The sequence below is a fragment of the Pseudomonas sp. CF161 genome (genome assembly GCF_000416215.1).
GTDB lineage: Bacteria > Pseudomonadota > Gammaproteobacteria > Pseudomonadales > Pseudomonadaceae > Aquipseudomonas.
In genome coordinates this window covers 1-20,188 of the sequence record NZ_ATLP01000087.1, presented here as the reverse complement: position 1 = coordinate 20,188, position 20,188 = coordinate 1, and the positions used below count along the sequence as shown (strand labels likewise).

Annotated in this window: 17 protein-coding genes; 3 read left to right on the top strand and 14 right to left on the bottom strand. The window is 62.3% G+C overall.

Annotated elements, in window-relative coordinates; genetic code table 11:
- Positions 1 to 74: 74 nt before the first annotated feature.
- On the bottom strand, positions 75 to 707 hold the full coding sequence (locus CF161_RS16925; RefSeq protein ID WP_020297834.1) for a phosphoribosylanthranilate isomerase: 633 nt from the start codon (positions 705 to 707) through the stop codon (positions 75 to 77).
- A gap of 63 nt (positions 708 to 770) precedes the next feature.
- Entirely contained in the window at positions 771 to 1,595 is an 825-nt protein-coding gene (gene truA, locus CF161_RS16920; RefSeq protein WP_020297833.1) for a tRNA pseudouridine(38-40) synthase TruA, read from the bottom strand.
- Positions 1,596 to 1,826: 231 nt separating this feature from the next.
- Here truA and CF161_RS16915 point away from each other — a divergent pair, with 231 nt between their 5' ends.
- Positions 1,827 to 2,486: a M24 family metallopeptidase gene (locus tag CF161_RS16915; RefSeq protein WP_020297832.1), complete on the top strand. Its 660-nt coding sequence runs from the start codon at positions 1,827 to 1,829 to the stop codon at positions 2,484 to 2,486.
- A 129-nt stretch (positions 2,487 to 2,615) separates the two neighbouring features.
- Here the strand turns inward: CF161_RS16915 and CF161_RS16910 are convergent, their stop codons facing one another.
- From CF161_RS16910 to leuC, 7 genes are all read right to left on the bottom strand, one after another.
- Positions 2,616 to 5,222 carry a FimV/HubP family polar landmark protein gene (locus tag CF161_RS16910; RefSeq protein ID WP_020297831.1) on the bottom strand — a complete coding sequence of 869 codons (2,607 nt, stop codon included), beginning with the start codon at positions 5,220 to 5,222 and terminating at the stop codon, positions 2,616 to 2,618.
- A gap of 206 nt (positions 5,223 to 5,428) precedes the next feature.
- Complete coding sequence (locus tag CF161_RS16905) at positions 5,429 to 6,439, bottom strand: aspartate-semialdehyde dehydrogenase (protein WP_020297830.1); 1,011 nt, start codon at positions 6,437 to 6,439, stop codon at positions 5,429 to 5,431.
- Positions 6,440 to 6,618: 179 nt separating this feature from the next.
- Positions 6,619 to 7,731: an aspartate-semialdehyde dehydrogenase gene (gene asd, locus CF161_RS16900; protein ID WP_020297829.1), complete on the bottom strand. Its 1,113-nt coding sequence runs from the start codon at positions 7,729 to 7,731 to the stop codon at positions 6,619 to 6,621.
- A gap of 54 nt (positions 7,732 to 7,785) precedes the next feature.
- Complete coding sequence (gene leuB / locus CF161_RS16895; RefSeq protein ID WP_020297828.1) at positions 7,786 to 8,868, bottom strand: 3-isopropylmalate dehydrogenase; 1,083 nt, start codon at positions 8,866 to 8,868, stop codon at positions 7,786 to 7,788.
- A gap of 51 nt (positions 8,869 to 8,919) precedes the next feature.
- Positions 8,920 to 9,684, bottom strand: coding sequence for a class I SAM-dependent methyltransferase (locus CF161_RS16890; RefSeq protein ID WP_020297827.1), 765 nt, complete (start codon positions 9,682 to 9,684; stop codon positions 8,920 to 8,922).
- A gap of 110 nt (positions 9,685 to 9,794) precedes the next feature.
- A complete protein-coding gene (gene leuD / locus CF161_RS16885; protein WP_020297826.1) occupies positions 9,795 to 10,439 on the bottom strand; it encodes a 3-isopropylmalate dehydratase small subunit in 645 nt (214 codons plus the stop codon).
- 2 nt (positions 10,440 to 10,441) lie between these two features.
- A complete protein-coding gene (leuC, locus tag CF161_RS16880) occupies positions 10,442 to 11,872 on the bottom strand; it encodes a 3-isopropylmalate dehydratase large subunit (RefSeq protein ID WP_020297825.1) in 1,431 nt (476 codons plus the stop codon).
- A 153-nt stretch (positions 11,873 to 12,025) separates the two neighbouring features.
- On the opposite strand from leuC, the gene CF161_RS16875 reads away from it, so the two are divergent.
- Together CF161_RS16875 and CF161_RS16870 are read left to right on the top strand one after the other, a co-directional pair.
- Positions 12,026 to 12,931, top strand: a complete 906-nt coding sequence (locus tag CF161_RS16875) for a LysR family transcriptional regulator (RefSeq protein ID WP_020297824.1) — start codon at positions 12,026 to 12,028, stop codon at positions 12,929 to 12,931.
- 70 nt (positions 12,932 to 13,001) lie between these two features.
- The gene (locus tag CF161_RS16870; protein WP_020297823.1) at positions 13,002 to 16,280 is read left to right on the top strand and encodes an EAL domain-containing protein; all 3,279 of its coding nucleotides are present in this window, start codon (positions 13,002 to 13,004) and stop codon (positions 16,278 to 16,280) included.
- A 187-nt stretch (positions 16,281 to 16,467) separates the two neighbouring features.
- Here CF161_RS16870 and CF161_RS16865 read toward each other — a convergent pair whose 3' ends face one another.
- The 5 genes from CF161_RS16865 to CF161_RS16845 form a co-directional block, all read right to left on the bottom strand.
- Entirely contained in the window at positions 16,468 to 16,914 is a 447-nt protein-coding gene (locus tag CF161_RS16865; protein ID WP_020297822.1) for an Hsp20 family protein, read from the bottom strand.
- Positions 16,915 to 17,030: 116 nt separating this feature from the next.
- Positions 17,031 to 17,990, bottom strand: a complete 960-nt coding sequence (locus CF161_RS16860) for a tRNA-dihydrouridine synthase (RefSeq protein WP_020297821.1) — start codon at positions 17,988 to 17,990, stop codon at positions 17,031 to 17,033.
- A gap of 97 nt (positions 17,991 to 18,087) precedes the next feature.
- The gene (locus CF161_RS16855; RefSeq protein ID WP_020297820.1) at positions 18,088 to 18,522 is read right to left on the bottom strand and encodes a thioesterase family protein; all 435 of its coding nucleotides are present in this window, start codon (positions 18,520 to 18,522) and stop codon (positions 18,088 to 18,090) included.
- A gap of 47 nt (positions 18,523 to 18,569) precedes the next feature.
- A complete protein-coding gene (locus CF161_RS16850) occupies positions 18,570 to 19,403 on the bottom strand; it encodes an alpha/beta fold hydrolase (RefSeq protein ID WP_043229677.1) in 834 nt (277 codons plus the stop codon).
- Between the two features lie 31 nt (positions 19,404 to 19,434).
- Positions 19,435 to 19,974 carry a TetR/AcrR family transcriptional regulator gene (locus CF161_RS16845; protein ID WP_020297818.1) on the bottom strand — a complete coding sequence of 180 codons (540 nt, stop codon included), beginning with the start codon at positions 19,972 to 19,974 and terminating at the stop codon, positions 19,435 to 19,437.
- Positions 19,975 to 20,188 lie beyond the last annotated feature (214 nt).

Genomic DNA, 20,188 nt, shown 5'->3' with positions numbered 1-20,188 from the left:
ATTTCGGCCTGTCCGAAGACAGTGCCCACCTGTTTTGTACAGTGGAGTTATGGACGGCGGCAGACTGCCAGCCGTCACATCGACTCACTGCTGCTGCGCACGGCCTGCATAAATGCGCGAATCTTTGCCTGATCCTTGATGCCCTTGCCCTGCTCCACCCCACCACTGACATCCACCGCGTAGGGGCGCACCTGGGCAATTGCCCGGGCCACATTCTGCGCAGTCAAACCGCCAGCCAGGATGATCGGCTTGTTCAGGCCCTGCGGTACCAGTGACCAGTCGAAGGCTTCACCGGTTCCACCGGGTACGCCCTCGACATAGGTGTCCAGCAAAATCCCGCTGGCCTTTGCATACGCCGCGCAACTGCCGGCGATATCATCCCCGGCCTTGACCCGCAGCGCCTTGATGTAGGGGCGATGGTAGCCGTCACAATCGGCCGGCGACTCATCGCCATGAAACTGCAGCAGATCCAGGGGCACCGCATCGAGAATCTCCCCCAGCTCGCAACGGCTGGCGTTGACGAACAACCCAACAGTGGTCACAAACGGCGGCAACGCGGCAATGATCGACCGCGCCTGCTGCACAGTGACCGCCCGCGGGCTCTTGGCGTAAAACACCAGGCCGATGGCATCAGCCCCGGCCTCGACCGCCGCCAGCGCATCCTCTATGCGGGTAATCCCACAAATTTTGCTGCGAACGGCTGTCATGTTGTGTAAACCCCGGGGCAAATCCGTAAAAGTTCTGGATGGTAGCAAATGCTTTTCCCAGCGTCAGCCGTCAAGTTCGGTGAAACCGGTGAGGAAATGTGGCCCGATGTATCGCTCCGGCAGCTGGAACTCATCCCGGTACTCGACCTGCACCAGATACAGCCCGAACGGGTGCGCCGTAACCCCGCCAGTACGCCGAATGCGACTTTCCAGCACCTCCCCGGCCCATTCCACGGGGCGCTCGCCCGCGCCAATGGTCATCAACACGCCGGCAATATTGCGCACCATGTGATGCAAAAAGGCGCTGGCACGGATGTCCAGGACGATCATCTTGCCGTGCCGGGTAACCCGCAGATGGTGAATTTCCTTGATCGGCGACTTGGCCTGGCACTGTCCGGCACGGAAGGCGCTGAAGTCATGGGTGCCCACCAGGTAGCGCGCGGCCTCGGCCATGCGTTCGACATCCAGCGGGCGGTGGTTCCAGGTGACTTCTTCATTGAGGTGGGCCGGGCGGATCTGATCGTTGTAGATCACATAGCGATAACGCCGGGCAATGGCCTTGAAGCGCGCATGGAAATGCGCCGGCATGACCTGGGCCCAACTGACGCTGACGTCATGGGGCAGATTGATATTGGCGCCCATGACCCACGCCTTGAGCGAACGCTCGGCCTGGGTGTCGAAATGCACCACCTGTCCGCAGGCATGCACACCCGCATCGGTACGTCCGGCACAGGACAGCACCACCGGGGAGTCGGCCACCTTGGACAGGGCCTTCTCCAGGGTTTCCTGCACGGTGGGCACGCCGGACGACTGCCGCTGCCAGCCGCGATAGCGCGAACCCTTGTATTCAACACCCAGGGCGATTCTGAAAAAGCCTGCGGCCGCCATTTCGGCGGCCGCGTTATCTATATTTGCCAAGAACTTACAGCCTGCTGATGTACGCAAAGGCGGCCATTATAAGGCCGCCGGGAGCAGACGCCATGCGCCACGGGCTTTTAGTTGCAGATCGGTCTTTCGCCCAGAGCCACACCTAATGGGATTGCATCGCCACCCAGGTAATCGCTATATAGATAAATATATAACGAACTATAAAAGACCCACCCGACCGAGACCTGATGAATGACCGCCACAAGCAAAGAAGCCGTGGGCCTGGCCTACAGCCTGGAAGGCATGCTCCACGCCAAACGCATGACTTGGGAAGCGATAGCCGAGATGGCCAGGCGCATCACGCCGGGCATGCTCGAATCAGCGGCCCGGGAGCTGGGGCTGGCGATTCTCAAGGACCTGAACATGGAGCGGATCTGGCATCCCTTGCTGATTCGCTTTGGCGAAAACACCCTGAAAACCTTCAAGCAGCGCTCCGAAGGTGATCCCAGGCTGGGGCAGAACGATATTTTCTTTATTGATCTGGGGGTGGTCTGGGATCGCCACGAGGGCGACTCCGGCGCCACCTTTACCACCGGCAACGACCCCGAGATGCAGGCCTGCGCGTCAGCAGCCAAGACCCTGTTCGACCGCGTGCATGACCACTGGAAGAACCACCAGGTGGCCGGCCCCGAACTCTACCGCTACGCCGAAGAGCAGGCGAGCGCCATGGGCTGGGTACTGAACCTGGACATCAAGGGCCATCGCGTCAGCGACTTTCCCCATGCGATCTACCGCGCGGGCGATCTGGGAGATTTCCAAGAGTGCCCGAACGTCGGCCTGTGGATCCTGGAGATCCAGATCGCCCACCCTACCCGGCCCTTCGGCGCCTTCTACGAAGACCTGCTGACCTGAAACCGCTTCAAGCGATGCCTTGCACCGGTAACACACGCCAGACAGCCATCGCAGGCAAGCACCCAAGCCGAAGCACATACAAAAACGGCAGCCTCAAGGGCTGCCGTTTTATTTAGACCTCAGCGTCGATCAAGCCAGGCGCGTCAGCATTTCCTTGGCTTCGTTTTTCTGGCCATCACTGCCTTCGCTGATCACTTCGCCGAGAATATCCCGGGCGCCGTCGTTATCACCCATATCAATGTAGGCCTGGGCCAGGTCCAGCTTGGTGGCCACTTCGTCGGTGCCGGAGAGGAAATCGAAATCACCCTCGTCCATGCCGACCGCCGCGTCTTCAGCCGTGAAAGTGGGCTCGGCTACTGCCGGCTGCTCCAGGCTCTGGGACAAACGATCCAACTCGGCGTTGACATCGTCCAGCTCGGAAGCGAATGCATCCTTGGGCTCGGGCTGGGCATCCATCTCGTCGGCCAGCGACAGATCGAAGTCGGCCGGCAGGTCCAGATCATCCAGCGGCGCTTCGGTGATCGTCGGCACCTCGCCCAGCGGCAGATCCTTGAGATCGTCCTCCAGGCTCAACAGGAAATCCTCGTCACTCTGAGCCGTAGCCGGCAAGTCTTCACCCAGGTCCAGGTCGAAGTCCGACAGATCGTCCAGGCTTTCCTTGGCCTCGGTCTGCTGTTGCAGCACCGATTCGAAACTCAGGTCATCATCCAGCGGGAACTCGTCGAGGACCGGCTCTGGCGCAACCACAGCCGGCGAGGCTGCTTCCAGATCGTCCAGGCTCAGGTCGAAATCAGCATCAAACCCTTCGATCGGCAGCTCGGCAATCGGTGCCGGTGGCTCATCCTGCAACAGTTCCTTGACGTATTCGGCATCCAGCTCCGCAGCCACTGCCGCCGCACCCAGGCCCGCAGCCGCTGCTGCCACAACCACCATCGCCGGGAAACGGCTCTTGAGTTGCTCGACTTCGGCGTGGTTCTTGCCATTGGCCACCAGCTGCCGCTCCTGAGCGACGAAGGCACTGCGATCGCCCTGGAGGCCATAGACCTCCATCAGTTTCAGGCGCAATTCGCTGCGCTGCGGCTCCAGCTTGACCGCTTCTTCAAGCAGCTCGGCGGCCTGATTCAGGCGGCCGGCATTGATATGGTTCTGCGCCTGTTCCAGCACATCGGTCGGATGCTCAACCGCAGCAGCCACCACAGGCGCTACTACCGCGACCGGCGCCACCACTGGCACAGGCGCCGGAGCAGGTACTGGGGCGGCAGCCAGCTTGACGCTCGGTGCAGGCACTTCCAGGCCTTCGAAGCTGCTTTCCGGCAGATCCAGCTCCTCGCTGGTGATGTCGTTCTCTTCAGACAAGGCCCGGGCCATGCGCAGATGCTTTTCCGCTTCCTGCTGGGCCTTGCGACGGCGCGCCAGGAGCAACAGCAACAGCAGGACCAGGACCGCGCCGCCGCCTACCAGACCCAGCAGGATCGGATTGGTCAGCAGCTCGTTGAACGTGGCGTCATCGGACTTGGGCTCCTGAGCCGCCGCCGGGGTGGCGTCAGGAGCGGCAGCGGCGGCAACAACCGGGGCCGGTTCGGTCACCGGGGTTGCAGCAACCGCTGGAGTTTCAGGCTTGGCCACCAACTCTGCGGGCATGGCCGCTGGCACTGCCGCAGCGGCTGCAGGCTTGGCTGCGCCTTCAGCTTCGAGTTTGGCCAGTTGATTGTTTTTCAACTCGATCAGGCGTTGCAGCTTATCCAACTGGCTTTGCAGATCGGTCATGCGGCTTTTCAGCTCGGCATTGTCGCGGCGGGTGGTATCCAGGCTTTCCTGGGTGACCGCCAATTTGTTGCTCAAAGCCTTGCTGTCGCCCGCCGCGCCTTTGCCACGCCCCTTGGCGGAGTCGGCAGAGACCAGGCTCAGGCTGTCTTTGGCTGGCCCCTGCCCGGCGACCTTGTCGCCGCCACCACGGCGAGTGGCATCCAGTTGCTGCTGGCCACGCGCCGCGGAGCGACGGCCCTGGCGCCAGGCAGCATTTTGCGCGGCCACTTCGGCGATCGCCTGGGGCTGCGGCAAGCTGGTGCTCTGCACCGGATCGGGCAAGCGCAGAACCTTGCCGGTTTTCAGGCGATTGATGTTGCCATCGATAAAGGCATCCGGGTTCAGCGCCTGGATCGCCAGCATGGTTTGCTGCACCGAACCGCCGTTGCGGGCCTTGGCGGCGATTTCCCACAGGGTGTCGCGGGCCGAGGTGGTGTATTGCGCAGGCTTGCTGACCGCAGTGACCGGCGCCCGCACCGTAGCGACGGCAGGTGCAGGCTTGGCCGCGGCTTCGGCGGTTTGTGCGGAGAATTTCGACGGATCCAGCAACACGCTGTAATCACGCAGCAGGCGACCGTTGGGCCACATCACCTGCACCAGAAACTTGACCATCGGCTCGGACAGCGGCTTGCTCGACGTGACGCGCAAGACACTTTTGCCGCTGGCATTGATGACCGGGGTAAAACTCAGATCGTTGAGGAAGGCCTGGCGGTCGACACCGGCCTTGGCGAAATCATCTGCCGAACCCAGGCTGGGGACCACTTCGGCCGCAGTGAGATCCTTGACATCCAGCAGTTCGATTTCTGCTACCAAAGGCTGGTTCAGAGTCGACTTCAGCGTCAGCTCCCCGAGCCCAAGCGCATGCGCCATACCGGAGGACAGCGCCGATGCGGCCGCTATTGCTAACACCAGTTTGCGAACTTGAACCATAGCCTCATCCTTTGTCTGAACATTCCTCGGCCAGCGAGAAGGTGTTGTAGCAACTGCCGTAAGGCACTGCGCGCGGCCTTGAATAGCCATTGCGCGCGATTATTTACTCATGCCCTTGGAAGCACCTGACGGTAGCTCACCTCCAGCAAACCAGCCAAGCATAGCGCCCGGCTAGATTCATTCTGCAAATTGTCGCCAAGTATCTTTTACAGAAGGTCTTTTATCAACAACTCAGCCAACTGCACCGCATTGAGCGCAGCGCCTTTGCGTACGTTATCTGACGTCAGCCACAGATTAAGTTCCGAAGGGTCATCGACCCCCGTACGCACCCGGCCGACATACACCACGTCTTGTCCGACCGCATCACCCACCGCTGTCGGATAATCGCCGGCTTCCACCAACTCGACACCCGGCGCGGACTCCAGCGCCGCATTGACCGCTGCCAGGTCGATGGCGCGGCCTGACTGCAGGGTCACGCTATAGCTATCGCCAAAAAACACCGGGGCTTGAACGCAAGTGACAGAAATCTTTAACAAAGGTTGTCCCAGGACCTCACGCAGCTCACGAACCAGGCGTTTTTCCAGCAGGGTATGCCCCTGGGCATCGGGCGTACCGACCTGGGCCAACAGATTGAAGGCCATCTGCCGATCGAAAAAACGCGGCTCCAGCGGGCGTACGTTGAGCAGTTCGGCGGTCTGGCGCGCCAGCTCCGTCACGGCTTCGCGGCCCTGGCTGGATACCGCCAGGCTCGCGGTCAGGTTGACCCGCTGCAGATCGAGCAAACCCACCAGGGGCGCCAGCACCACGGCCAGCGAGGTCGCCGAAGCGCTCGGGCTGCTCAATTGCACCGGCTTCTGCAAGCCGGCCAACACCTGGGCATTGGCCTCGGGCACCACATTCGGCGCCTGGGCCGACGGCAACGCACCGGAGAGGTCGATTACCGTGCACTGGGCCGCACTGGCGCGCGGGGCGAAGCTCAGGGTCACCGCCGGGCCGGCGGCAAAGAACACGATCTGCACTTTGCTGAAATCGAACTCGTCGACTTCACGCACGCGCACGTTCTTGCCGCGAAACGGCACCGAATGCCCGGCGGACTCGCTGCTGGCCAGCAGGTGCAGGTTGCCGACCGGAAAATCGCGTTCTTCGAGAATCTGGACGAGGGTTTCGCCGACAGTACCGGTGGCGCCGACAACGGCGATATCAAAGGACTGGTTCATGGTGCTACCTCTGGCGAAACGTGGGGAGCGGCACTTTACCCGGCGCATGGGGGCGAGGCAATTCGCCCGCGGGCCACGGAGTGCCCGGTTTGGGCGTTATTGAAAGGAAGTCGACGGTTGGCACCACGAAAAAGCCCGCACCTCTTGCAAGGCGCGGGCTCGTTCAAGCCATCAGTCGATCAACGCTCCAGCAGGATCCGCAGCATGCGACGCAGCGGTTCCGCCGCGCCCCACAACAGCTGGTCGCCCACGGTGAACGCGCCGAGGAACTGCGAGCCCATGTTCAGCTTGCGCAGACGCCCTACCGGAATGTTCAGGGTGCCGGTGACCTTGGTCGGGCTCAGCTCCTGCATGCTGATATCACGCTGATTCGGCACCAGCTTGACCCAGGGATTGTGCTGGCTGATCAGCCCTTCGATATCGGCGATCGGTACGTCTTTGTTGAGCTTGATGGTCAGCGCCTGGCTGTGGCAGCGCATGGCGCCGATCCGCACGCAGATGCCGTCCACCGGGATCGGGCTCTTGAAGCGACCGAGGATTTTGTTGGTCTCGGCCTGGGCCTTCCACTCTTCGCGGCTCTGGCCGTTCGGCAGTTCCTTGTCGATCCAAGGGATCAGGCTGCCGGCCAATGGCACACCGAAGTTCTCGGTCGGGTAGGCATCGCTGCGCATGGCTTCGGCCACACGCCGATCGATGTCGAGGATCGCACTGGCCGGGTCAGCCAGTTGATCGGCGACCGCCGCGTGGGTGGCGCCCATCTGCTTGATCAGCTCACGCATGTTCTGCGCACCGGCACCGGAGGCCGCCTGATAGGTCATGGCGCTCATCCACTCCACCAGGCCGGCTTCGAACAGGCCGCCCAGGCCCATCAGCATCAGGCTGACGGTGCAGTTGCCGCCAATGTAGTTCTTGGTCCCGGCGTCCAGTTGCTGGTCGATGACCCGGCGGTTGACCGGATCCAGGACGATGACCGCGTCATCCTGCATGCGCAGGCTGGAAGCGGCATCGATCCAGTAACCCTGCCAGCCGGCTTCGCGCAGCTTGGGGAATACTTCGCTGGTGTAGTCGCCACCCTGGCAGGTCAGAATCACGTCGAGGGTTTTCAGCTCTTCAATGCTGTACGCGTCCTTGAGCGGGGCAATGTCCTTGCCCACGGACGGGCCTTGGCCGCCGACATTGGAGGTGGTGAAAAACACCGGCTCAATAAGGTCGAAGTCTTGCTCTTCCAGCATCCGCTGCATGAGCACGGAACCGACCATACCGCGCCAACCGATCAGACCTACACGTTTCATCGCAACTACACCTATACAAAAGTGGGCCACCGTCTGAGCGGTGGGCCCGAAAGATTACAGATTCCGCAGCGCGGCGACTACTGCATCGCCCATTTCCTGCGTACCTACCTTCTCGCAACCGGCAGACCAGATGTCACCGGTGCGCAAACCTTGATCCAGCACCAGGCTCACGGCCTGCTCGATGGCAGCCGCCGCGTCGTGCAGATTGAAGCTGTAACGCAGCATCATCGACACCGACAGAATGGTCGCCAACGGGTTGGCAATGCCCTGCCCGGCGATGTCCGGCGCCGAACCGTGGCATGGCTCGTACATGCCCTTGTTGTTGGCATCCAGGGAGGCCGACGGCAGCATGCCAATGGAACCGGTGAGCATCGAGGCTTCGTCGGACAGGATGTCGCCGAACATGTTGTCGGTGACGATCACGTCGAATTGCTTCGGCGCGCGCACCAGTTGCATGGCCGCGTTGTCGACGTACATGTGGCTCAGTTCGACATCCGGGTAATCCTTGGCCACTTGCTCGACCACTTCACGCCACAGCTGGCTGGATGCCAGGACGTTGGCCTTGTCCACCGAGCACAGCTTCTTGCCACGCACACGGGCCATGTCGAAACCGACCCGGGCGATACGGCGGATTTCACTTTCGCTGTACGGCAGGGTGTCGTAGGACTGACGCTCGCCGTTTTCCAGCTCACGAGTACCCCGTGGCGCGCCGAAGTAGATACCACCGGTCAGCTCACGCACGATGAGGATGTCGAGACCGGAAACGATCTCCGGCTTCAGGCTCGAGGCATCGGCCAGTTGCGGGTAGAGGATCGCCGGACGCAGGTTGCCGAACAGGCCCAGTTGGGCACGGATTTTCAGCAGACCGCGCTCAGGGCGGATATCACGCTCGATCTTGTCCCATTTCGGACCGCCCACCGCGCCCAGCAGCACTGCGTCCGCGGCGCGGGCACGCTCCAGGGTCTCGTCCGCCAGGGGCACGCCATGCTGGTCGATGGCCGCGCCGCCGATCACGTCGTGGCTCAGCTCGAAACCCAGGTTGTACTTGTCATTGGCCAGGTTCAGGACCTTGACCGCCTCGGCCATGATTTCCGGGCCAATACCGTCACCAGGGAGAATCAGAATCTGCTTGCTCATGCGTTCCTCGTTTGCTCTGTCGGCGTGCCCGCGGGCACACCCGGGAAAATGTTATCGCTCGGCCCACAGCACCAGTACATCTGTACTGAACGAACCATCGGCCTCAATCTCAAAATAATCGCGCACTTCGTTGCCCATGGCTTGCTGCAACTGGCGAATGGCGACGCGCAGTTCCTGTGGCGTGCGCATGCGCTCGACCCAGGAGTTGTACTCAAGACGCAGGCGCTGGCGCGTGGTACTGCGCGTATGCAAGCCGGCCTCGCTGACCTGGTGCAGCCACTCAGCCGCCGAATAATCGCGCACATGGCTGGTATCGCGCAGCACTTCGACGCTTTGCAGGTAAGTGTCGAACAGCGGGCTGCCCGGCGACATCACATCGATAAAGGCCGCGACGCCACCGGGCTTCAGCACCCGACGCACTTCACGCAGGGCCAGGCCGAGATCGCTCCAATGGTGCGCCGAGTAGCGGCTGAAGACAAAGTCGAACTCGCCATCGGCAAACGGCAGGCGCTCGGCGGCGCCCCGCACGGTGCTGATATTGCCCAGGCCGCGGTCCACCGCCGCCCCCGCCACCACATCCAGCATCTGCTGCGAAAGGTCGTAGGCCACCACCTCCCTGACCAGCGGCGCCGCATGAAAACTCACATGGCCGGCGCCACAGCCCAGGTCCAGCAGGCGCGCAGCGCCCTGCCCCGCCAGTGCCGATTGCAGCAGGGCGAACTCGGCGCCTTGAGCGTGCACGGCACTGCTCAGATAGGCCGAGGCCTGTTCACCGAATTGCTTTTGCACGACTTGGCTATGGGCGTTGCTGGTCATGATGAAGTCCTTTGGGAGAGTGTTGCCGGGTTCAGACTATGGAGCACTGCCTGCGCATGGGCGCAGGCAGCGGCGTGGCGGTACTCGACGCGCGGCTGCCGGGGCTCGGCTCAGGCGTCGCGAAACAACCAGGGCTGGCTGGCGCGATGCTTGGCTTCGAAGGTCGCAATCGCATCGCCGTCCTGCAGGGTCAGGCCGATGTCGTCCAGGCCGTTGAGCAGGCAGTGTTTGCGGAACGCATCGATCTCGAAGTTCAAGACCTTGCCGTCAGGACGGGTCACGGTCTGGGCTTGCAGGTCGACCTGCAATTGGTAGCCGGGGGTGGCCTCCACTTGCTGGAACAGTTCGTCGACTTCAGCGTCGCTCAAGATGATCGGCAGCAAGCCGTTCTTGAAGCTGTTGTTGAAGAAGATGTCGGCATAGCTCGGCGCGATGATGCTGCGGAAACCGTACTCCTCCAGGGCCCAGGGCGCGTGCTCGCGGCTCGAGCCGCAGCCGAAGTTCTCCCGGGCCAGCAACACGCTGGCACCCTGATAACGCTCGGCGTTGAGCACGAAATCCTTGTTCAAGGGGCGCTTGGAGTTGTCCTGATACGGTTGCCCCACATCCAGGTAACGCCACTCATCGAACAGGTTCGGGCCGAAGCCGGTGCGCTTGATGGATTTCAAGAACTGCTTGGGGATGATCTGGTCGGTGTCGACGTTGGCACGGTCCAAAGGCGCGACAAGACCAGTGTGCTGGGTAAAAGCTCTCATGATTACTGCGCTCCCTGGGTCAATTCACGGACGTCGATGAAGCGACCGTTCACTGCGGCGGCGGCGGCCATGGCCGGGCTCACCAGGTGGGTACGACCACCGGCGCCCTGACGGCCTTCGAAGTTGCGGTTGGAGGTCGATGCACAGTGCTCGCCCGACTCCAAGCGGTCCGGGTTCATGGCCAGGCACATCGAGCAGCCCGGCTCGCGCCATTCAAAACCGGCTTCAAGGAAAATCTTGTCCAGCCCTTCCGATTCGGCTTGAGCCTTCACCAGGCCCGAACCCGGCACCACGATGGCCTGCTTGATGGTCGAGGCCACTTTGCGGCCTTTGGCGATCACCGCGGCGGCGCGCAGGTCTTCGATCCGCGAGTTGGTGCAGGAGCCGATGAAGACACGGTCCAACTGAATGTCGGTGATCGCCTGATTGGCGGTCAAACCCATGTATTTCAAGGCGCGGACGATGGAGTCGCGCTTGACCAGGTCCATTTCCTTGGCCGGGTCCGGCACGTTCTGATCCACGGCCAGAACCATTTCCGGGGAAGTGCCCCAGCTGACTTGCGGCTTGATCTGTGCGGCGTCGAGCTCGACCACGGTGTCGAAGGTGGCGTCGGCATCGGACACCAAGTCTTTCCAGGCTTCGACGGCCAAGTCCCATTCGGCGCCCTTGGGTGCAAACGGGCGGCCCTTGACGTACTCCACGGTCTTTTCGTCCGCCGCCACCAGGCCCACGCGGGCGCCGGCTTCGATGGACATGTTGCAGATGGTCATGCGGCCTTCGACGGACAAATCGCGGATAGCGCTGCCGGCAAACTCGATGGCATGGCCGTTGCCGCCGGCGGTGCCGATCTTGCCGATCACCGCGAGCACGATGTCCTTGGCGGTCACGCCAAAGGGCAAGGTGCCTTCAACGGACACCAGCATGTTTTTCATTTTCTTGGCGACCAGGCACTGAGTGGCGAGCACATGCTCGACCTCGGAGGTGCCGATACCGTGAGCCAAGGCACCGAAGGCGCCGTGGGTGGAGGTATGGGAGTCGCCGCAGACCACGGTCATGCCCGGCAAGGTTGCACCCTGTTCCGGGCCGATCACGTGGACGATGCCCTGACGCACGTCGTTCATCTTGAATTCGACGATGCCGTACTCGTCACAGTTGTCATCAAGGGTCTGCACTTGCAGACGCGAGACCTGGTCGGCAATCGCTTCGATCCCGCCTTTGCGCTCGGGCGTGGTGGGTACGTTGTGGTCCGGGGTGGCGATGTTGGCATCGATGCGCCACGGCTTGCGCCCGGCCAGACGCAGGCCTTCGAAGGCTTGCGGCGAAGTCACTTCGTGGATGATGTGACGATCGATATAGATCAGCGCCGAACCATCGTCGCGCTGTTTGACCAAATGCGAATCCCAGAGCTTGTCGTAGAGCGTTTTGCCGGCCATCAGACGTTTCCTCATCAGCTTGTTTCTATGCCGCGGGTCATTGCTGACACCCGATCAATAACCCCTTGGCTTGTGAGGCTGATGCTATGGCGTTACATTAAATAACTCAAATTCATATTTTTTATGCTTTGGATAACAAACTGGAATACAAACATGGACCTGGCCAACCTCAATGCTTTTATTGCCATCGCCGAGACCGGCAGTTTCTCCGGGGCGGGCGAACGGCTGCATCTGACCCAGCCGGCCATCAGCAAGCGTATTGCCGGGCTGGAGCAGCAACTCAAGGTCCGGCTGTTCGATCGCCTGGGTCGTGAAGTGGGCCTGACCGAGGCCGGGCGCGCCCTGCTGCCACGGGCTTACCAGATCCTCAACGTACTGGATGACACGCGCCGGGCGCTGACCAACCTTACCGGCGAAGTCACCGGGCGCCTGACCCTGGCCACCAGCCATCACATCGGCTTGCACCGCCTGCCGCCGCTGTTGCGGGCGTTTACCAGGAAATACCCGGACGTGGCCCTGGATATCCAGTTTCTCGACTCGGAAGTGGCCTATGAAGAAATCCTCCATGGCCGCGCCGAACTGGCGGTCATCACCCTGGCCCCCGAACCCCATGCCCTGGTCAAGGCCAAGCCGGTGTGGGACGACCCGCTGGATTTCGTCGCCGCGCCCGAGCACCCGCTGGTCAGCAATGGCCAGGTCAGCCTGGCGGACATTGCCTTGCATCCGGCGGTTTTCCCCGGCGGCAACACCTTCACCCACCATATCGTGCAGCGCCTGTTCGAAGCCCAGGGGCTGACGCCGAACATCGCCATGAGCACTAACTATCTGGAAACTATAAAAATGATGGTGTCCATTGGCCTGGCCTGGAGCGTGCTGCCGCGCACCATGCTCGACGAACAGGTGGCGCGCATCCCTTTACCGGGCATACAGCTCACTCGCCAGCTAGGCTATATCCTGCACACCGAACGGACGCTGTCGAACGCTGCGCGGGCTTTCATGGCCTTATTGGATGCACAAATCGATTGGCCAGGGAGTCAGGCACAAGAACCCCGGCAATAATCTGTGCCTACCCTTTAATACTTTGAGCTTCCCGCGCCAAACGCCCTATTCAGCCCAAGGCCCGCAGCCAATGCCCAAACCCGCCGACCGTATGCCCCCCATGCCGCGTGTCCATGCGCTCGACCCTCGTGAGTCGGAGCAAAGCTGGGAGAGTGCACCGCAATTGCTGGCCGCACTCAATGGCGCACGCCTGGGCGCCTGGTATTGGGACATCGAAAGCGGGCAAATCAGCTGGTCGCGGGGCACCCAGGCGCTGTTTGGCTTCGACCCGCGCCAGCCACTGCCCAAGGACCTGGAATACCTCGACCTGCTGCCCCCCGAAGATCGCGCCAAGACCGTCCGCGCCTTCCACTCGGTACTGGCCGGCGCGCCACTGGAACAGGCCATGCACCACCGCATCCGCTGGCCCGATGGCAGCCTGCACTGGCTGGAAATCAACGGCAGCGTGCTCCCGGACAAAAACGGCAAGCCCCGAATGATCGGGGTGATTCGCGAGATCACCCACCAGCGTCAACGGGAGCAAGCCCTCAGCAGCTCGGAAAAGCGTTTTGCCACGCTGTTTCATCTCTGCCCCAACATGGTGTTGCTGACCCGCCTGGAAGACGGCCTGATCAGCGAGGCCAATCAATACTTCGAAAGCCTGTTCGGTTGGCCGGCGCACACGGTGATTGGTCGCACCACCGTGGAAATCGGCCTATGGGTCAACCCCGAGCAACGGGCGCAACTGGTCAAGGCCGTGCTGAAAAAGGGCCGGGCCGCGAGCCTTGAAGTCCAGTTGTGTGCCAGCAACGGGCAGATTCACGATGGCATTCTCAGCGCCCAGAAGGTCGAGCTGGAGGGGCAGGCCTATCTGCTCAGTACCTTCCTTGATACCAGCGAGCGCAAACGCGCCGAACAGGCCCTCAAGGACAGCCAGGAGCGCCTCGACCTGGCCCTGGATTCGGCCCAGCTCGGCACCTGGGACTGGCACATCCCCAGCGGCATGCTCTACGGTTCGGCGCGGGCCGCCCAGTTGCACGGCCTGGACCCCGCGCCCTTTCACGAGTCATTCGACGCGTTTTTCGAAGGTGTGCCCGACGAAGAGCGCGACAGCATGCGCAACGCCTACCGCAGCCTGCGCGAAGGCCCGGCCGGCAATTATCAACTGACCTACCGCGTGCAACTGGAGGACGGCAGCTCGCGCTACCTCGAAAGCCGCGCCCGCCTCTACCGTGATGACGCGGGCAACCCGTTGCGCATGGCCGGGACCCTGCTCGACATCACCGAACAGGTCGAGCGCGAGCAGCGCCTGGTGACCTCGGAAGAGAAGTTCGCCAGCCTGTTCCAGGTCAGCCCCGACCCGATCTGCGTGACCGTGCTGGCCACCGGGCAATTCATCGAGATCAATTCCAGCTTCACCCAGGCCTTCGGCTGGACCGTCGACGAAGTGATCGGCCGCAGCGCCGAGCAGATCGGCCTCTGGGAAGATTCCGCGCAACGCCTGCAGCGGGTCGAACAAGTCATCCGCGAGCAGGCGTTGAACAACGTTGCAGTGGTGGTGCGGCACAAGAACGGCCAGTCCCTGACCTGCATCATTTCCAGCCGCCAGATCACCGTCGACAAGCAGCCCTGCATCGTCACCACCCTGCGCGACATCACCCAGCAGCAGCGCTCGGAGGCGGCCCTCAAGGCCAGTGAAGAGAAGTTCGCCAAGGCGTTCCACTCCAGCCCCGACGCCATCATCATCTGCGAGCGCGAGAGCGGGCGGTACCTGGAGGTCAACGACGGCTTCTGCCGCCTGACCGGCTACCGCACGGAGGAAGTGCTCGGCCACACCTTGCATCAAGTCGCGATCTGGGCCGACGGCGGGCAGTTGGCGATGCTGATGGCCGAGTTGCAACTCAAGGGCCGGGTGCACCACCTGGAAATGCTCGGACGCAACAAACGCGGGGAAATCATCACCCTGGAAGTGTCGGTCGAACCCATCACCCTCAACGAAACCGATTGCCTGCTACTGACGGCACGGGATGTCAGCCTGCTGAAGAATGCCCAGGCGCAGATCCGCCACCTGGCCTACCACGACCCGCTGACCAACCTGCCCAACCGCGCCCTGCTGATGGATCGCCTGAGCCAGCAGATCGCCCTGCTCAAGCGCCATAACCTGCGCGGTGCACTGCTGTTTCTCGACCTCGACCACTTCAAGCACATCAACGACTCCCTCGGCCACCCGGTGGGCGACACCGTTCTGAAGATCATCACCGCACGTCTTGAGGCCAGCGTGCGCATGGAAGACACCGTGGCGCGCCTGGGCGGCGACGAGTTCGTGGTGCTGCTCAGCGGCCTGGACGGCACCCGCAGCGCCGTCACCGAACAGGTCCGCGAGCTGGCCGATACCTTGCGCGAGCTGCTGTCCGAGCCGATGTTCCTCGACGGCCAGCGCCTGCAAGTCACGCCGAGCATTGGCATTGCGCTGATTCCCGACCACGGCTCGACCCCTACCGACCTGCTCAAGCGCGCCGACATCGCCCTGTACCGAGCCAAGGACTCGGGGCGCAACACCACCCAGATGTTCCACAACACCATGCAAAAGGCGGCCAGCGAACGGCTGCGCATGGAAACCGACCTGCGCCTGGCCCTGTCACGGGGAGAGTTCAGTGTGCACTTCCAACCCCAGGTGGACGCCCGCGACAATCGGATTGTCGGCGCTGAAGCCCTGGTGCGTTGGCAGCACCCGGAATTGGGCGCCCAATCGCCCACCGAATTCATCAAGGTCCTGGAAGACAGCGGGCTGATCCTTGAAGTCGGCACCTGGATTCTCGACGAAGCCTGCCTGGCCTTCAGCCAGTTGATCAACGAAGGGCTGATCGACCCGCTGGAATTCAGCCTGTGCGTGAACATCAGCCCCCGGCAGTTCCGCCAGAACGACTTTGTCGAGCGCATCGAATACTGCCTGGCCCATTACCAGTTGCCCTCTTCGCTGCTGAAACTGGAAATCACCGAAGGCATCGTGATCCAGAACCTGGAAGACACCATCAGCAAGATGCGCCGCCTGAAAAAACTCGGCATCAGCTTTGCCATGGATGACTTCGGCACCGGCTACTCCTCCCTGACCTACCTCAAGCGCCTGCCGGTGGACACACTGAAAATCGACCAATCCTTCGTCCGCGACGCCACCCACGACCCGAACGACGCGGAAATCATCCGCGCCATCGTGGCCATGGCCCGCAGCCTGCAACTCAAGGTGATCGCCGAAGGCGTCGAAACCCCACAGCAACTGGAGTTCCTCCAGGGCCTCGACTGCCATCTGTATCAGGGCTACCTGCACAGTCGGCCGCTGCCGCTCAAGGACCTGCGACTGATGCTGCGCTAGGTTCACGCCGCACCTCAGCCGCCCGCCAGCTGCACGGCAATGGCCTGCTGCTGCGGGCAATCCCCCCTCGAGCAGCACACCGAAGCCATAAAAAAAGGCCCCGAACAAGTCGGAGCCTTTTTTGCCGAAGGGGCGTGTTGAATCAGCGTTTAAGTGACGGCGACGCGCCCCTTCCCAGCTCGCCGCCTCAGTTTTGCAGGGCTGCTTGCTGTACCCCATTGATCGGGATGCGTTTTGGCTTGGCCTCTTCCGGCACGGTGCGCAGCAGGTCGATATTCAACAGACCGTTGCTCAGGCCGGCAGCCTTGACCTCGATGTGGTCAGCCAGGCGGAACGACAACTTGAACGCCCGCTGGGCAATGCCCTGATGCAGGTAGGTGACACTGTCATCGGCATCACGCTTGCCACCGCTTACGGTCAACACGCCCTTTTCAACTTGCAGTTCCAGGTCTTCTTCCTGGAAACCGGCCGCCGCGATCACGATGCGGTACTGGTCGTCCGCGCGTTTTTCGACGTTGTAGGGCGGGTAGCTGCTGCCCGGCTCGTTGCGCAACGCCGACTCGAACAGGTCATTGAAACGGTCGAAGCCAACAGAGGAACGGAACAGTGGAGCCAAAGAAAATGCAGTACTCATGGGTATCTCCTGATTAGTTCAGCGAGTGGTTATCTCCGCGACCCGAATTCGGCATCGCGTACCCAAGAGATAGGGATGGAGGCAGGCATTTCAAGAGGTTTTTCTTGAAAAAATTTTCAGGCGGCGGCGCTACCCCGCCCCCCCAGCAGACGCCCGACCTGATCCAGATCGGTTTCCCGGCGCATGGCCGTGAACAGCTCGACCGCCTCCGGATAATTGCGCGTGAGCATCGCCAGCCATTGCTTCAGACGCCCCGGCGCCGAACGCGAGGTCAGTTGCGCCACGGCCTGGGCCCAGAAATCCTGGAGCAGAGGCTGCAACTCGGCCCAGGACATTTCCACCACCTCTTCTCCAGCCCGCGCCGCGGCGATCTGCCGCGCCAGGTCAGGGCGCGAGACCAGGCCACGACCGAGCATGATGTCCTCGACGCCGCTGATTTCGCGGCAACGCCGCCAGTCTTCGACACTCCAGATATCGCCATTGGCGAACACCGGCACCTTGACCACTTCCTGCACCCGCGGGATCCACTCCCAGTGCGCGGGCGGCTTGTAGCCGTCAGCCTTGGTCCGCGCGTGCACCACGATATGTGCCGCACCGCCTTCGGCCAGGGCCGTGGCGCAGACCAGGGCACCGTCCGGGCTGTCGAAACCCAGGCGCATCTTGGCGGTAACCGGAATATGGGCCGGCACGGCACGCCGCACATGCTCGACGATTTCATTGAGCAACTCGGGCTCCTTGAGCAGCACCGCGCCGCCCCGGGACTTGTTCACGGTCTTGGCCGGGCAGCCAAAGTTGAGGTCGATGACTTCGGAACCCAACTCACAGGCCAACGCCGCGTTTTCCGCCAGGCACACCGGATCGGAGCCGAGCAATTGCACACGCAACGGCACGCCCGCAGCGGTGCGGGCACCGTGCAGCAACTCAGGCGCGAGTTTGTGGAAATAGGCCGGGGTCAGCAGGCGATCATTGACCCGGATGAACTCGGTTACGCACCAGTCGATACCGCCGACTCGGGTCAGGACATCGCGCAGGATGTTGTCGACCAACCCCTCCATGGGCGCCAAAGCAATTTGCATGAATCACACTCAACGAAAAACACGGGCAAAAAAACGTGCGGCAGTTTACTGGGTTTCGCACACCAGCAGGTGTTTAGGCTGACAGAACGCTCCGCCCTCAACCCGCCTGCAAGGCCGGCCCGTAGCCTTCGAGAAACTCCGCCGGCATGCGCTTGGGCTTGCCGCTGGAAAGCTCGATGCAGACAAAGGTGGTCTGGGCGCGCAACAAGGTGGTGTTATCGCTGGGGCGGATCAGCTGGAAGCGACGGGTCATTTTCAGGCGCTGGTCCCAGTCGACGATCCAGGTCGCCAATTGCAGCTCGTCGCCTTCGTAGGCGGCGGCCAGGTAATCGATTTCATGCCGGACCACGGCCATGGCCCGGTCCAGCCGCCGGTACTCGACCAGGTCCAGGCCCAGGCGTTGGGAGTGGCGCCAGGCGCAGCGCTCCAGCCAGCTGACATACACCGCATTATTGGCGTGGCCCAAGCCGTCGATGTCTTGTGCGTCCACCTGCAGATCAATGATAAATGGCGTTGCCAGATCCCAGCCCATGCCTCACTCCCGGTCAGTTTTTTTGACCGGGGCAGTGTACCGGATGCTCAGGCGGATTGCCGCGCCGGCGGGCGACGACCGGTGACCAGCGCCAGCACGCCATCGATCACCCGCGGGTCGGCCAGTACCCGCTGATGGCCGCCCTCTTCCAGGCGCAGCAGGCGGCTGTCGAACCAGGCTTGATGGATCAGCTCCGACTCCTGCACCGCAACGAAGTGATCATCCTCGGCGTGCACGATCAGCCCGGGCATGTCCAGTTGGTAGTGCGCCACATCGAGGGCGGCGGCACGCATGCCCACCTTCTGCTCGACCTCATGGATAAACGCCGAGCGCGCCCGTGACGGCATGCCCATGTAGCGTGCAAACCCGCGCAACAGATCGAGAATACGCGCAGGCGCCGAGATGCTGACCAGGGTCTCGGTACGCAGGCCCAATTGCACCGCGAACATGGCACTGGCACCGCCCATGGAGTGGCCGATGACAGCCCGCAGGGGCGGCAGCTCCGCCGCAGCCTCGAGCATGGCGCGGGCGAACAGCACGACGTGCGCCTCGCTCCCCGGGGAACGACCATGGGCCGGGCCGTCCAGCGCCACCGCTGTGTAACCCGCAGCCTCAAGGGCCTCGATCAAGCTGGCAAATTGCGTCGGCCGCCCTTCCCAACCGTGCATCAGCAACACCGTCGGGCCTTCCCCCCAGCGCAATGCCGAAAGCCCGCAACGCAGGGTGATGCGCTCGGCGCGCGCCAACAACGGCAACTCCCAGTCCCGCGGCAGACGCTCGCGGGGCTTCATGAACAGCTGCCGCATCTTCCTGGCAACCAACTGCGGGGCCACATGCCCCAAGGTGCCATTAACCCTTCTAATCCAGCTCAACCCGCTCATGGTTCATCTCCTCAGGCCCGGACGGCCCGGGTCAGAGCACCGCCGATTTGGCGGCGCGCAGCAATCGATCCGACAACTCACCAGGGCCCAGGGCCCGCGCCATGGCCAGGCCGCCAATCATCAGGGCCATATCCGCCAGAGCCTTGTCCGTGTCTTCAGGGCTGGACGCCAGCTGCGCGACCATCAACTCCACATGCTCATTGAGGACCTTGCGGAACTCGTCCGGCAGGCGCCCCAGCTCACCGATCGAAGCCGGGATCGGGCAGGCCTGCTCGGTGGAGTCGCGGTGCTTGCGCGATAGGTAAAACGCCGCGACCAGGGCACGCCTCTCCTCACCGGTCAGTTCGCTGTCCATATCGGCAATCAGCCCCCGACGCTGAGCCAACAACTGGGTGAAGGCTTCGAGCATCAACGCGTCCTTGCTTTCGAAATGGGCGTAGAAACCGCCCACCGTCAGCCCGGCAGCGCCCATGACTTCGCCCACGCTCGGCTCGGCCGGGCCGCGCTGGACCAACGCCGAACTGGCGGCCTGGAGAATGCGTTCTCGGGTTTGAGCTTTTTTATCGTTCATCGTTGCCTCCGAATATTACGAACGGAATATTATTCTCATAATAAATTTTCGCAAGTCGCGATTGTGACCGCTGGTCAGAAGGGATTTTTCAGGAAAGAAGAGAGGATTGGCCAAACGCCAGACAAACAAAAGGGCCATTCAATAATTGAATGACCCTTAAAAATCCCGCAGAGCGGGTAAACGTGGCGTCCCCTAGGGGACTCGAACCCCTGTT